Origin of the sequence: Microbispora hainanensis (assembly GCF_036186745.1) — a bacterium.
GTDB lineage: Bacteria > Actinomycetota > Actinomycetes > Streptosporangiales > Streptosporangiaceae > Microbispora.
On record NZ_CP108086.1, the window covers coordinates 3,534,526 to 3,547,986 of the forward strand.

Annotated in this window: 12 protein-coding genes; 6 read left to right on the forward strand and 6 right to left on the reverse strand. The window is 70.5% G+C overall.

From position 1 onward, the window contains the following. Positions 1–42: 42 nt before the first annotated feature. Positions 43–1,461, forward strand: a complete 1,419-nt coding sequence (locus OHB01_RS16765; RefSeq protein ID WP_328855619.1) for an MFS transporter — start codon at positions 43–45, stop codon at positions 1,459–1,461. A 300-nt stretch (positions 1,462–1,761) separates the two neighbouring features. On the opposite strand, the gene OHB01_RS16770 is transcribed toward OHB01_RS16765, so the two are convergent. Next, a complete protein-coding gene (locus OHB01_RS16770) occupies positions 1,762–4,146 on the reverse strand; it encodes a hypothetical protein (RefSeq protein ID WP_328855620.1) in 2,385 nt (794 codons plus the stop codon). Positions 4,147–4,279: 133 nt separating this feature from the next. Between OHB01_RS16770 and OHB01_RS16775 the strand changes: the two genes are divergently transcribed. The 4 genes from OHB01_RS16775 to OHB01_RS16790 all read left to right on the forward strand — a co-directional run bounded on the left by OHB01_RS16775 (position 4,280) and on the right by OHB01_RS16790 (position 6,851). Then, positions 4,280–4,633 (forward strand): cupin domain-containing protein, encoded by a 354-nt coding sequence (locus OHB01_RS16775; RefSeq protein WP_147945091.1) that lies wholly within the window; start codon positions 4,280–4,282, stop codon positions 4,631–4,633. Positions 4,634–4,682: 49 nt separating this feature from the next. Continuing rightward, positions 4,683–5,771, forward strand: a complete 1,089-nt coding sequence (locus OHB01_RS16780; RefSeq protein ID WP_328855621.1) for an adenosine deaminase — start codon at positions 4,683–4,685, stop codon at positions 5,769–5,771. Next, positions 5,768–6,349 carry a PH domain-containing protein gene (locus OHB01_RS16785; protein WP_328855622.1) on the forward strand — a complete coding sequence of 194 codons (582 nt, stop codon included), beginning with the start codon at positions 5,768–5,770 and terminating at the stop codon, positions 6,347–6,349. Before OHB01_RS16780 ends, OHB01_RS16785 begins: the two co-directional genes overlap by 4 nt. Positions 6,350–6,422: 73 nt before the next feature. Continuing rightward, complete coding sequence (locus OHB01_RS16790) at positions 6,423–6,851, forward strand: hypothetical protein (RefSeq protein WP_147945092.1); 429 nt, start codon at positions 6,423–6,425, stop codon at positions 6,849–6,851. Between the two features lie 1,216 nt (positions 6,852–8,067). On the opposite strand, the gene OHB01_RS16795 is transcribed toward OHB01_RS16790, so the two are convergent. From OHB01_RS16795 to OHB01_RS16805, 3 genes are all read right to left on the reverse strand, one after another. After that, on the reverse strand, positions 8,068–8,205 hold the full coding sequence (locus OHB01_RS16795; protein WP_187280834.1) for a hypothetical protein: 138 nt from the start codon (positions 8,203–8,205) through the stop codon (positions 8,068–8,070). 339 nt (positions 8,206–8,544) lie between these two features. After that, positions 8,545–9,768: an IS701 family transposase gene (locus OHB01_RS16800; protein ID WP_328855623.1), complete on the reverse strand. Its 1,224-nt coding sequence runs from the start codon at positions 9,766–9,768 to the stop codon at positions 8,545–8,547. Between the two features lie 157 nt (positions 9,769–9,925). Beyond that, positions 9,926–10,432 (reverse strand): helix-turn-helix domain-containing protein, encoded by a 507-nt coding sequence (locus OHB01_RS16805; RefSeq protein ID WP_328708331.1) that lies wholly within the window; start codon positions 10,430–10,432, stop codon positions 9,926–9,928. Between the two features lie 91 nt (positions 10,433–10,523). Here OHB01_RS16805 and OHB01_RS16810 point away from each other — a divergent pair, with 91 nt between their 5' ends. Then, complete coding sequence (locus OHB01_RS16810) at positions 10,524–10,892, forward strand: FtsX-like permease family protein (RefSeq protein ID WP_147945375.1); 369 nt, start codon at positions 10,524–10,526, stop codon at positions 10,890–10,892. A gap of 99 nt (positions 10,893–10,991) precedes the next feature. Here OHB01_RS16810 and OHB01_RS16815 read toward each other — a convergent pair whose 3' ends face one another. Both OHB01_RS16815 and OHB01_RS16820 read right to left on the reverse strand, forming a co-directional pair. Next, positions 10,992–12,626: a phospho-sugar mutase gene (locus tag OHB01_RS16815; protein WP_147945376.1), complete on the reverse strand. Its 1,635-nt coding sequence runs from the start codon at positions 12,624–12,626 to the stop codon at positions 10,992–10,994. A 9-nt stretch (positions 12,627–12,635) separates the two neighbouring features. Then, entirely contained in the window at positions 12,636–13,433 is a 798-nt protein-coding gene (locus OHB01_RS16820) for a purine-nucleoside phosphorylase (RefSeq protein WP_396689086.1), read from the reverse strand. Positions 13,434–13,461: the final 28 nt, after the last annotated feature.

Here is a 13,461-nt window from a genome sequence, read left to right on the forward strand (position 1 = left end):
TTGCTTGTGCATTGAATGCGTGTGCATGTAAGTTCCCCTGTCATGACTTCCTCCACTAGGGACGAGCGCTGGGGGGCCCGCCTGTGGGGTGCCCTCACCGTTCTCTGCGCCGTCGTGTTCCTCGATGCTCTTGACGTGTCGATGGTCGGGGTGGCGCTCCCGTCCATCCAGGCCGATCTCGGGATGTCCACCTCGTCACTGCAGTGGGTGGTGAGCGGTTACGTGCTGGGATACGGCGGTCTGCTGCTGCTCGGGGGCCGGACCGCCGACCTGCTCGGCCGCCGCAGGGTGTTCCTGACCGCCCTCGTCGTCTTCGCCGCCGCCTCGCTGCTCGGCGGGCTGATGACCGACGGAACCCTGCTGATCGCGGCCCGCTTCGTGAAGGGCGTCAGCGCCGCGTTCACCGCGCCCGCCGCGTTGTCCATCATCACCACGACATTCGCCGAAGGGCCCGCACGCAACCGGGCCCTGAGCATCTTCACCGCCTGCGGCGCCTGCGGCTTCTCGCTCGGGCTGGTCCTGTCCGGCCTGCTCACCGAGATCGGATGGCGCTGGACGTTCTTCATGCCGGTGCCCGTCGCGATCATCGCCCTCATCGCCGGAACGCGGCTGCTCCAGCGGGGCGAGGAACGCGGTGAAGGCGGCCACGACCTCCTCGGGGCCGCGACCATCACGGCGGCCATGCTGCTCCTGGTCTTCGCCGTCGTGGAGGCGCCCAAGGTGAGCGCGGTGCGCACCGTGCTGTCCCTCGCCGGGGCCGCCGCCCTGATCGGGCTGTTCGTCTGGCTGGAGCGCCGGGTGCGGCACCCGCTGGTCCGGCTCGGCATCCTGCGCTCCGCGCCACTCGTCCGGGCCAACATCGGCCTGGTCATCCTGTTCGGGTCGTACGTCGGCTTCCAGTTCGTGGCGATGCAGTACTTCCAGAACCTGCTGGGCTGGAGCGCGTTGCAGACCGCCCTCGCGTTCCTGCCTGCGGGACTGCTGGTCGCGCTCACCTCCACCACGATGGGCGGGTTCGCCGACCGCTTCGGCACCGCGCGGCTGATCGTGGTGGGCTCGGTGGCGCTGCTCGCGGGGTACGCGGTGTTCCTGCGGGTGGATCTTCACCCCAGCCTGCTCGCGATGGTGCTGCCGGGCATGGTCCTGCTGGGCATCGCCTTCGCGCTGTCGTTCCCGTCGCTCAACATCCAGGCGACCGCCGGGGTCGACGACGAGGAGCAGGGACTCGCCTCGGGCCTGCTGAACACCTCAGGCCAGGTCGGCGGAGCCGTGGTGCTGGCGATCGTCACCGCCGTCCTGACCTCGGGGGCGGACGGCGGCGACCCGATCGGCCACTTCCGCGCAGCGATCCTGGTCTCGGCCGGGTTCGCCCTTGTCGGCCTGGCCATCGCCCTCACCGGGCTCCGGTCCCGGCGGCGGCCGGCCGAGGCGCGGGAGGAGGCGGTGCTGGAGACGGTCTGACCCGCCCTACGTTTCCCACCGCCGTCAGAGGAAGGGGCGTCCCGGTCGCGCCGGGGCGCCCCTTCCCGCACGCCCGGCCGCCACCTTCCTGGTCAGGGCGGCTGAGCCGGTGCGCATCCGGGGACACCATGTCCGGGCGCGCCGGGGCCACCGCGTGTCCGGGCCAGTGCGTGCCGAGGGGGGTGTATGTCGGGGCCAGTGCGTGTCGAGGGCGGTGCGCATCCGGGGACACCATGTCCGGGCGCGCCGGGGCCACCGCGTGATCGGGCCAGTGCGTGTCGAGGGCGGTGCGCGTCCGGGTCAGCGCATCGTGCCGGGGACCCAGAGGGCGGGCACACCGCCCGCCTCGTCCAGCTCTATCGGCCGCGCGGCTCCGGTGCGCACGTCGATGGCGTAGACCGAATATTCCGCGTCGTCCTCGTCGTCGTCGCTGATCCGCTCCGCCTCCACGATCACCTCGTGCTCGTCCGCCCAGCCGCGTACGGCGAAGATGTGCGTGTCCTCGGGGAGGGCCGCCTCACGCCGGGTGAGCACCTTGCCGGTGACGGAGTCGATCGTGACCAACTGGCCGTGGTCGCCCTCGGCCGGGTGGGCGCGCTCGGCCGCCACGGCGACGGCGCGTCCGTCCGGGGAGACCGCGGTGCCTGCCTCGAACAGCGCGGAGTCGATCGGCGTACGGCTCAGCATGCGCCCGTCGGGCCGCATCCGCAGCAGGACGGTCGTGGTGAGCCGCCCGGGAACCGTGTCGGTGTCCCATGCGGCCGTGCCCGTCACCGTGCCGTTGTCCGAGACGGCCAGGACCCGCATCCGGCGGGGCAACGTCCGGACGTGATAGTTCGTGAGGTTCTGCACCCGTGGATGGAGCGCCCCCGCGGCCGGGCCGAAGTCGGCGGCCATCCACCGCCCGCTGGGCGAGATGACGACGTGGGTCTCCTCCGGCGAGACCTCCTCGGCGAGCGGGACCAGGTCGGTCCTCCTCGTCGTGGTGTCGCGCCGGTCGATCATGACGAAGTCGGACGAGGCCGCGCTGAAGTAGACCAGGCGGTTGCCGTCCCCGCTGATCGCGAGGAGGGGCTGCCATCCGTCGCTGAGGGCGGGGGACACGTCCGCCACACGCCACTGACCGCCCGTGGTCGCCACAACTCGCCATTGGGCGCAGCCGTTTTCCGCGAACTCCTGGGTGAACGCGTCCCAGTCGTCCGCTGTGCAGAACCCCCGGTAGGCGAAGCGTACGGGGGCGGGCAGGGACGGCGGGAGCGTGGGAGCCGCGTCGCTCTCGTCCAGCACGCCGGGGGAGGCGCCGTCCGTGCTGTGCGCGGCGCGCCCGAGCAGGCCGGCCGCGCCGAAGGCGAGGGGGACGATGACCAGAGCGGAGAGTGTGACGCTCATGGTGGTGACCAGGGCGCGCCGTCGCGTGCCCTGCCGCCGCCCGGTCCGTGCGGCCTCGGCGGTGAGAGGGACGGGATCGAGCGCGGGCATCTGCGCGGACAGGACGGCCAGTTCCCTGCGCAGCGCCGCTTCCCACGGACCGTCGCCGCGGTCGCCGGGACCGCTGCTCCCCGGCGGTACGGCAGGGGTGGCGGGCGGGGCGAACGGCGTCGCGGAAGGCGTGTTCCCCCCGGACCAGGTCTCCGGGGGTGCGCCGTAGGACGCGGGCCCGGCGGGCGGCCCGGCGGCGTGGCCCGGCTGCCACGGCGAGCTCCAAGGTGTGGACGCGGAGCCGGACGCCTGAGAGGGCGACGCCCATGAGGTTGGAGTGGCGCTGGATGCCTGGGACGGTGACGTCCATGGGGTCGGTGTGGGGGTGGGTGCCTGGGACGGTGACGTCCATGGGGTCGGTGTGGGGGTGGGTGCCTGGGACGGCGACGCCCACGAGGTCGGCGACGGGCCGGGGGCCGTGCCACGCGCGCCGCCACCGGTCTCCGCATCGTCGTCCGGCGCGGTGTGGCACCGGTCCGCCTCCGGCGGCATCTGCTGGGAAGCGGCATTCTCTGAAACGGCCCTCTCCAGAGCGGAGCCCTCGCAAGCGGAGTCCGCGAAAGCGGAGCCTTCTGAAGTGGGGCTCTCCGATGCGCGGGCCTCCGATGCGCGGGCCTCCGATGCGCGGGCCTCCGATGCGGGCGCTTCTGGGGGCGGGGCGCTTACGGCGGGTTTCGAGGGCGTCTCGTCGGGGGCCGCCTCCATCGCCCGCTCCGCCGCTGCGGGATCCGCCGGCTTCGGCGGGCTTACCTCCACGAAGGAGGCGGGAAGGCGACTGCGCAGCTCGGCGACGGCGAGCACGGTCTCGGTGTTGGCCGTCCGGGCGTCCACGCGGCACAGATTCGCCGCCTGCCAGGTGGTGTCCCCGTCGTGGAAGCACGCCACGACAAGGGCGCGGCGGCGCGGTGTCAGCGCGGTCAGCGCCTCCGCGAGGGCCGCCGCGTCCGAGCCGGGATCGAGGCGCCCGGTCCCGGGTGCCGCCTTCCGGGCACGCGGACGCTTCAGATAGGCCGCGTACAGCGCCTCACGGGCGGCGTGGGCGGGAAACGACCAGCGTACGGTGCGCCATCTGGCCGCCACGACCGAGAGCGCGGTCACCACGAGGGCGCGGGCGGCCTCCGGGTCACCCGTCAGCGACAGGGCCGTACGGGCGAGCGGCTGGGCCTGGTCCGCCGCGAAGGCGTCGAATCCCGGCAGATCTCTCACCGCGGCTCCTCGTCCGTACGGCTTCACGTTCGCACTCCCGGCCCGGCGGTCTCGTCCGCCTCTGCAGCCGCTCAAGCGTAGTGCGGATGGGCCTATATGACGCTATTTCGGATCTACTGACACACTGGGCGGCATGGTCAGGAGGATCGACGGCCCCACCCGCATTCCGGTGCCGGGCGGCAAGGTCATTGACGAATACGTGGGCCGCGTCAACAGCGGCGACGAGCAGCTCTCCATCGCGCACATGGTCGCCCCGCCCGGCTGGGAGGAGCCCGCGCAGACCCCGGAGTTCGCCGAGTACACGCTCGTGCTCAAGGGGTCGGTCATCGTGGAGCACGCGGGCGGCACCACCGTGGTCGAGGCGGGCCAGGCGTTCGTCAGCGAGCCCGGCGAGAAGATCCGCTACAGCTCCGGGCCGTCCGGCGCGGAGTACGTCGCCGTCTGCCTGCCCGCGTTCTCCCCGGACACCGCCAACCGCGACGAGTAGGACGGCCAGCTTAGGATTGCCGGAAGAACGACGGCGGCGAGGAGGGGGCATGACCAGGCTGCCCACGCTGGAGGAGATTCGCAGGGCGCCCAAGGTGCTCCTGCACGACCATCTCGACGGCGGGCTGCGTCCGGAGACGATCATCGACCTCGCCCGTGACTGCGGCCACACCCTGCCGACGTACGACCCCGGCGAGCTGGCGGCCTGGTTCAGGGACGCCGCCGACTCCGGGTCGCTGGAGCGCTACCTGGAGACGTTCTCGCACACGGTCGGCGTGATGCAGACCCGCGAGGGGCTGGTCAGGGTGGCCGCGGAGTGCGCCGAGGACCTGGCGGACGACGGCGTGATGTACGCCGAGGTCCGGTATGCCCCGGAGCAGCACACCTCGCGGGGGCTGTCGCTCGATCAGGTCGTGGAGGCCGTGCTCGAAGGCTTCCGGCTCGGCTCGGCCGGGCCCGACGGCAAGCCGCGGATCCGGGTGGGCACCCTGCTGACGGCCATGCGCCACCAGGCCCGCTCGATGGAGATCGCCGAGCTCGCCGTACGCTATCGGGACCTCGGCGTGGTCGGGTTCGACATCGCCGGGGCCGAGGCCGGCTATCCGCCCACACGGCACCTGGACGCGTTCGAGTATCTCCAGCGGGAGAACGCCCATTTCACGATCCACGCGGGGGAGGGCTTCGGGCTCCCGTCGATCTGGCAGGCCATCCAGTGGTGCGGCGCCGACCGGCTCGGCCACGGTGTGCGGATCATCGACGACATCACGGTGCCGGACGACGGCGAGGCCAAGCTCGGCAGGCTGGCGGCGTACGTCCGCGACAAGCGGATCCCGCTGGAGATGTGCCCGACGTCGAACCTGCAGACCGGGGCCGCCCCGTCGATCGCCGAGCATCCGATCGGCCTGCTGCGCCGCCTGCACTTCCGGGTGACGGTCAACACCGACAACCGGCTGATGAGCGACACGAGCCTGTCGCAGGAGTTCGCGAAGCTCGTGGACGCCTTCGGCTACGACTGGGACGACCTGCAGTGGTTCACGGTCAACGCGATGAAGTCGGCCTTCATCCCGTTCGACGAACGGCTCGCGCTGATCAACGGCGTGATCAAGCCCGGCTACGCGCAGATGAAGTGGCACGCGTGAAGCCGCAGGTCTACCGATCGAAAGCGGCCTGGCTCCTCGGCTGGCTCTGGATGCTGTTCGCCGCGTGGAACGTGTGGGACCTGACGGCCCACGGCCACCTGCCGAGCGCGCTGATCGCGGGCGCGGTGCTCGGCGTCATCACGGCGCTGGTCTTCGTGATGGCGCTGCGGCCCGCCGTCATCGTGGAGGAGGGCGGTGTCCGCGTGCGCAACGTGCTGCGGAACGCCTACGTCCCCTGGAGCGGCGTGGACGACGTGTCCGTGACCAACGCCATCGTGATCGAGTCGGGCGACACGACCGTGCGCTGCTGGACGCCCCAGGCGACGGCCCGTGAGCGGGTCAGGGCCGCTGGACGGGCCGCCAAGGCGGCCAAGTCGGCGAACAAGGCCGAGCGGGCGGCGGCCGAGGCCGTCGGCGCCCGCACCCACGCCGACTGGGTGGCCGACCAGCTCACCGAGATGAGCCGGTCCCGCCGCGAGAGCTCGTCCGGCGAGACCCGTGTCACCTGGTCGCCGTCCGCCCTGGCGGCCGTCGCCGCCGCGATCGTCCTGGTCGTGGCCGCCTTCGTCGTCTCCTGATCACGTAGCCGGACCGGGAGCAAAGGCCGCCCGTGCGACGCCGGGGCGGCAATCGTCTGCCGGAGGGGTCTGAGTGCGTCTGGAACGAGTGATCGTCGTCGTTGTGCTCGCCGCGCTCGCGAGCGTCTACGTGATCGCCGGCGCTCCGATCGCGCTGGCGGTGCTCGGCGTGCAGGTCCTCTATCTGCTGAAGGTCAGGACGTGGTGGCTGCTCGCCGTGCAGGCCGTCCTCGTCTACACGGCGACCGTCGCGGGCGGGGTCTCGACCGGGATCCTCGGCTTCCTGGCCGGTGCGCTGCTGCTGACCCGTGCCCATCGCGATACCGCGCGCGTGCTCGCGTCGTTCGTGGTGGCGAGCGCGGCGCTGATCGACGCCGCCCGCGGCGGGGCGACGGCCGACGCGACGATCACCGTGGTGCTGATCTCGCTGGTCGTCTTCGGCCTCACCCGGCTCGTGCAGCGCGCGATGTTCGTCCTCGAACCCCTGTGGGTGGGACCCTGACGGTTGAGCAGGCCAAGAACGCGCCGGCCCCTACGCTGCTGGATACCGTACGGCTCCGCGACGAAGTGTTCGGCGGCCAGCCCTGAAAGCGAACAGCGCCTAGCGGCACCAGCACGGGCGGCCTCAGCCTGTGTATCCGAATGCCCGCAGGACCTTGGCGACCAAAGTGCCGATCCAGAACAGGGCCACAGTGACGAAGAATATCCTCTTCGTGATTTGCCAAACTGCCACGATTCCCTTCCCTTCGCGATCGGAATGTCGTTGTTCAGTTGCCAGGTCATGAGTTCTCGGCGCAACTCCTCGGCGGGCTCCACGTAAGCTAGGCGGCCCTCCGCCTGCCGCAGGTGGCCCAGCCCTCGTCTGCGTGGTGAGATCGAGGCGCTTCCTGGCCAGCTTGTAAGTGCTGCTCCGCTTCCGCCTGGCCGTCCTATGTACATCCGGAGCGCCCGTCCAGGACTGCCATGTGCTGAGCGGTGAGTTTCCCCATCGCTACCCGCTCCTCTCTTCGGGAAAGCCTAGGTTGAGGACCGCCGCCGAGGACCGCAGGTCTTTCTCGGTGTAAAACACCTTGCCACGATGAGCGACCTCGATGCCGTACGCCGTGCGTCCACTCGGGACCGTGGCAATGAATAGAAAACTACAGGGCTGCTCGGATATTGGTTCGTCTCCATTCAGCACTAGAGCCCCTACAGTGAGTTTGCTAAGGGAGATTATTTCTCCCGATTGGTCGGTAACGATGACCTGAGTGCCCGCGTGGATGTCTTCATAGCCCGCACCCATGGTGCATTCCTGAACCTCTTTAGCCAGGTCGATGTTGACTGCTTCGCTGGCGGGAAGCCGAATTGCCCCGATAAGCTTGAAAGGCGCGAGGGCTGGTTTCTTAGTGAAGGCTCGTGACGGTACGTGCGCAATGGGCGGGGATGGTGCTTGTGTAGGGATTAGGGGCGGTTCATCTGCCGGAGTGGGTGCCGGTTCATCCGTGGGGATGGGGGGCGGCGTAGAGGTAAGCGCTCGAGGTCGGGACGGGACGAACGCGACCCATTCATCAAATGCGGCGATTGCTAAAATTACGACCAGAACGGCCGCAACTATGAGATCCCGAAGTACGCGCATTAGCTTCTCCGTTCATTGGCGGGACTACGGTAAAGCCCCCGGCATCACTGCCGGGGGCTGTTCTGTGCATGTCAGCAGATTTTGCTGATACTCAGTCCGCGATTCATTCCTGGTAGCGGATCAGCGCCCGCTCGTACGAAGCGCAGTAGATCCCGCCCGTCGCATGCCACAGCCCGTCGCGATAGCAGACCCGCCATACCGCGTACGGCATGGACACGGTGATGTTCTCGGTGCTCCACATGGCCTAACCCCACGCGTGCTGCTCCGGCTGCGGGTCCTCCTTATGGGTGTACTGGAGTACCTTCGCGCCGTTCGCGAGAACAGCCGGCGGTTCGGGGTACCGGGGCCGCTCCTCGAACTCGCCAGGTCGAGCGCAGCGATCATGTGCATGACGCCGTTGTAGCGGTTGTAGGTGGCCCGCAGCCGGGCTGGCGACCTCGCCGGACGCCATCGCTTGCCCCGGCGCGGCATCAGGTTCAACGGCCCGAACTCATCCAGGCAGATCACCCGCCCATCAGCGGGCGGGTGATCGTATAACTGAAGGACGCGTTGCATCTAGTACTCCAGTGACACATTGAGATCATGGGTGGGATCTGCGCTGGTAGTGGCATCGGCGGGCGGTGGCTTGATGGCGGCGTCGCCAGTGTGACCAGTGCAGGATCTCCTCGGTGCGGCGGTGTCGGGTAAGGGTGAGGGCGGCCAGTAGGCGGCGGATCTCGGGCATGGTCAAGGGCAGATGCGCGTGGTCGTCGTCGGGCTGGGAGGCGGCCAGGGCCGCGAGGAAGGCCAGGGCGAGCATCGCCAACGTGATGTGGCGGTGCCAGCCGTCCCAACTGCGGACCTGGTAGTGGTCCAGCCCGACCTGGCCTTTGGCGGCCTGGAAGGACTCCTCCACCGTCCATCGGATGCCGGCGATGCGCACCAGGGCGGCCAGCGGCATCGGGGTGGGTGCGTAGCAGCGGTAGAAAGCCAGTTCCCCGGTGACCGGATTGCGGCGGATCAGCAGCCACCGGTGACCGGGCCGGTGGGTGTCGATGCGGGTCCAGGCCCAGGCGTACCAGCGGTGTCCCTTGGCGCCACGCCCGGCGCTGTAGCGGTGCCAGTGCCCATCTGGGACGTGCGCGGCGATCTGGGCGGCCTTCCAGTCGAGGCCCTCGCACCGGATGCGGGCCGTGCCCGCGATCACCAGCACATACCCCACCTGCCGCGCTTCCAGCAGGGCGCGCAGGCGCGGATCTTGGCCGTAGACCTCATCGCCGGTCACCCAGGGTGCGTCGATCCCGGCGTCCAACGCGGCGGCGATCATCTGCGCGGCCAGGGCGGGTTTGTTGGCGAAGGCGATCTCGTCCGGGACGCCGGCGGAGCGGCAGCGGGACTGGTCGGCCCGCCAGGAGTGCTCGGGCAGGTACAGACGGCGATCGATCAAGGCGCGGCCGCGCGGGGTGGCGTAGGCCAAGAACACGCCGACCTGGCTGTTTTCGATCCGGCCGGCGGTACCGGTGTACTGGCGTTGCACGCCGGCCGATCGGAGGCCCTTTTTGAGGAAGCCGGTCTCATCCACGATCAGGACACCGCCCGCGCCGAGGTGCTCGCTCACGTAGCCGCGGACGTCGTCGCGGACGGCCTCGGCGTCCCAGCGCGCGGTGCGCAGCAGGCGCTGCATGGTCTGCGGGCCGTTCAGCCCGGCGTGTTCGGCCAGGTTCCAGCAGTTCTTCCGCTCGACGCCGGACAACAGGCCCCGGACGTAGGCGTTCGCCGCGCGACGTGGCTCGATGCGGCCGAACCGGTGCGCGATCCGCGTCATCAGAGCTCATTGAGGGTGACGATCCAGCGGTCGGGGTCTACGCTGTCGGCCACGGCCATCACGCGATCTTCAGATGTCTTCACAAACTCCGAATGATCACGTGGTGGCCGTTCCCATGCCACCTCAACCGCGAAGATCGCGAAGTGTCACTGGAGTACTAGGCGATGAAGTCGGGGTCGGTGGAGGCTTTCCACGTCGTGGTGGTCTGCCAGCTCACCCCGCCCGCGCGCAGGATCCGCCTCAGGTGCTCGCGGCTGATCGCCGCCGCCACCCCGCGCGTGATGAGGTGCTCGGCCAGCGTGCGCAGGCTCCAGGTGGACTGCCCGCTGATACCCCATTCGGCGGGGACCGTCGTGGCGATCAGGCAGATGTGCTTACGCACCCGCTCACTGATCGCTCGCGGATGGTCCCCGCTCCATTTTGGGTCCAGCGCCTCAAACCCCCGCTCGTTGAAAGCGTGGATGACATCACGGACGTAGCCGTCGCTGACCTGCATCAACGAGGTGATGTCCGGGACCGATTGACCCTGGCCGGACATCATCACCACGATCGCGCGCCGCAGCTTCACCGGATCCTTCGCGGTCCTGGTGATCCGCTGCAGTCTGCGGCCTTCCTCCATCGTCAACGGCCGGACGAACACCTCCGGTCGGCGAGCCACGACCACCTCCCAACATCGCAGAGGCAGCCAGCCTGACGGGTACACCCACCGAGATCAATTACCCGACCGAGGTTCGGTGATGGGCCACTAGGTGGCCATGGGCCTGATCATCGCGTTCAGCGCGATCGCCGTGGTCAACACGCTGGCGATGTCCACCACGGACCGGTCGCGCGAGCTCGCCCTGCTGCGCCTGGTCGGCGCGACCCGGCGGCAGGTGCTGCGCATGCTCCGCCTGGAGACCCTGACCGCGCTGATCGTCTCCGTGTTCGCCGGGACCGGCATCACGCTGGTCACGCTGTCGGCCTTCGGCAGGGGCATGACCGGGTCGGCCCTGTCGTACATCCCGCCGGCCGGCTACGCACTGGTGATCGCCGCGGTGGCCGCGCTCGCCCTGGTCGCCACGAGCCTCCCCGCGCGTCTCGCTCTGCGCGCCCGCCCGGCCGAAGCCGTGGGCGCCCGCCAGTAGGAGGCCGTCGCGGCCCGCCAGTAGCCGGTGTGGCCCCCGGCGGGTCCGTGTTTCCGGCCGGTGGCACGCCACCGGCCGGAAACTGCGTCTTCGGACGGGTCACAGACCGAGGGCGAGGGAGAGGTCCTTCTTCAGGTCCTCCAGGTCCCGCGCGGCCCGCGCCCGGGCGGCTGCGACGTCGTCGCCCTCGACCGGCACGACGACCTCCAGGTAGCACTTGAGCTTGGGCTCGGTGCCGCTGGGCCGTACGACGATCCGGGCGTCGCCCGACAGGCGGTAGCGCAGCCCCTCGGTCGGCGGCAGTCCCGCCACCCCCTGGGACAGGTCCTCGGCCGACTCCACCGTACGGCCCGCCAGGTGCACGGGTGGGTGCGTACGGAGGCGCTCGATGGCCTTGGCGATCAACGAGAGGTCCTCGACCCGGACGGAGAGCTGGGTGGTCGCGTGGAGGCCATAGCGGCGGGCCTGGTCGTCCAGCAGGTCGAGCAGCGACCTGCCGTCACGCTTGGCCATGGCGGCCATCCCGGCCACGGTGAGGGCGGCGCCCACGCCGTCCTTGTCGTGGACCGGCAGCCCGGCGTCCGAGCCCACGCTGTAGCCCAGCGCCTCCTCGTAGCCGAAGACCAGCCCCGGGCCCGACTTCATGATCCACTTGAAGCCGGTCAGCGTCTCGGCGTGCCGCACGCCGTGGGCGGCGGCGATCTTGGCGAGCAGCGACGACGACACGATCGACGTGGCGACCAGCCGGTCGCCGCCCGAGGTGTGCCGCAGCACGTGCTCGGCCAGCAGGCCGCCCACCTCGTCGCCGGTCAGCATGCGATAACCGCCGTCCGGCAGCGGCGTGCCCACGGCGCAGCGGTCCGCGTCCGGGTCGTTGGCGATCACCAGGTCGGCGTGGGTCGCGGCGGCGAGTTCGAGCACGAGGTCCATGGCGCCCGGTTCCTCCGGGTTGGGGAACGCCACGGTGGGGAAGTCGGGGTCGGGCATCGCCTGCCGGCTCACCATGACCGGCACCTCGAAGCCCGCCACGCGGAACGCCTCGGACACGGTCGCGCCGCCGACGCCGTGCAGCGGCGTGTACGCGACCGAGATCTCGCGGGCGTCGCCGATCGGGAGCGTGGTCAGGGCCCGCAGGTAGGGCACGACGATGTCGTCGTGCCCGAGGGTCTGCCAGCCGTCGCCCAGCGGCAGTGCGTCCACCCGGCCGACCGCGTCGATGGCCTCGGAGATCTCCCGGTCGATCGGCGGCACGATCTGCGCGCCGTCGCCCCAGTAGACCTTGTAGCCGTTGTCCTGGGGAGGGTTGTGCGAGGCGGTGACCATGACGCCCGCGTCCGCGCCCAGGTGGCGTACGGCGAACGCCAGCACAGGGGTGGGCCACTTGCCGGCCATGACCGAGGCGCGCAGGCCCGCCCCGGTCAGCACGCGGGCCGTGTCGGCGGCGAACACGTCGGACTTGTGCCGCCCGTCGTAGCCGATCACCACGTGGCGTCCCGGCCCGAGGACGCGGGCCAGGCCGGCGGCCGCCCGCATCACGGTGACCCGGTTCATCCGGTTGGGCCCGGCTCCGAGCGCGCCGCGCAGGCCCGCCGTGCCGAACTCCAGCTTCGCGCCGAAGCGGGCCTCCAGCTCGGCCCGATCGTCACGTTCCAGGATCGCGTCGAGCTCGGCCCGCGTCTCGGGGTCGGGGTCCTGGTCGCGCCACTCTTCGGCGAGCCGTACGAGATCGGACATGGATACCCCCTACAGCTTGTCGACGACCTGGGCGAGCAGGACGCCCATGCGGGCGGCCGTGGCCCGGCCGACCTCCAGGACCTCCTCGTGGTTGAGCGGCTCGCCCACCAGGCCCGCGCCGGGGTTGGTGACCAGGGAGATCCCGAGCACCTCGGCCCCGGCCTCCCGGGCGGCGATCGCCTCCAGCACGGTGGACATGCCCACCAGGTCGCCGCCGAGCGTGCGCAGCATGCGGATCTCGGCGGGCGTCTCGTACGTCGGGCCGCGGAAGGCGACGTACACGCCCTCGGACAGCGTGGGGTCGACCGCGCGGGCGAGGTCGCGCAGGCGCTTGGAGTAGACCTCGGTGAGGTCGATGAACGTCGCACCCGTGATCGGGTTGCTGCCGGTGAGGTTGATGTGGTCGCTGATCAGGACCGGGTCGCCGACCTTCTGGGTCTCCGGCCGCAGCCCGCCCGCCGCGTTGGTCAGCACCACCGTGCGCACCCCGGCCGCGACGGCCGTGCGCACCCCGTGGACCACCGGCTCCACCCCGCGGCCCTCATAGAGGTGCGTACGCCCGAGGAAGATCAGGGCGTTGAGCCCGGCGGCGGTGCGCACCGCGCGGACCGTTCCGGCGTGACCGGCGACCGCGGGAGGCGAGAACCCGGGCAGTTTCGTCACCGCGAGCTCGATGACCGTCTCGCCGATCGCGTCCGCGGCCGGGACCCAGCCCGAGCCCATGACGAGGGCGACGTCGAAGGAAGGGATGCCGGTCAGGTTCCTCAGCGTGGTCGCGGCCTCGGCCGCCAGGTCATATGGGGTCACTTTGCTGAGGGTACAGAAGTGCATGAAC